At 45.9% G+C, this 527-nt stretch carries 1 protein-coding gene; it reads left to right on the top strand.

All coding sequences use genetic code 11. The features are described 5' to 3' along the window. Nucleotides 1-527, top strand: a 527-nt coding sequence (locus tag R7093_RS27825; RefSeq protein ID WP_318147356.1) for a LysR substrate-binding domain-containing protein, incomplete at both ends; no start/stop codon positions are given.

The following is a 527-nucleotide window of genomic DNA, read 5'->3' as shown; positions in this document are numbered from 1 at the left end:
CACACCCTCGTTTGCCAGTCTTTGGCTGGTGCCAAATATCGATGATTTCCACCAACGCCATCCAAATATTCGCGTGAAAATTCTTACCGGAGATGGCGCAGTTAAAAACATTCATGGCGAAAGTGATCTGCATGTGCGGTGTTTGCCTCTTTCGACTCATTATGAATATAGCCAGCTCTTATGTGAGGAAACCTTGTTGCTGATTGGCAACACCAACCTACCAAAACTGTCAGACAACCAAGCTATCAGCCATTACCCATTTATTCCGCAAACGACTCGCCCGCAACTGTGGGAGCAATTCAAACAGGAGAACGATTTAGAGTGCCCAATCACCTATCACTCCGTCGGGTTTGAGCATTTTTATTTGGCGTGTGAAGCCGTGAGAATGGAGAAGGGCTTGGCTTTGCTGCCCGATTTTATGGCGCAATTTTCTATTTTACGTGGTGACATCCAACATATTGGGAATCTAAAGCTTCACAGCGGCTATGGCTATTATGTGGTGATCCCAAACTTCCGGTTAACGTCAA

It is taken from the genome of Vibrio sp. 1580, assembly GCF_033340055.1.
Note: the sequence above shows the minus strand (reverse complement) of the source record. Positions and strands in the feature narration are given on the sequence as shown.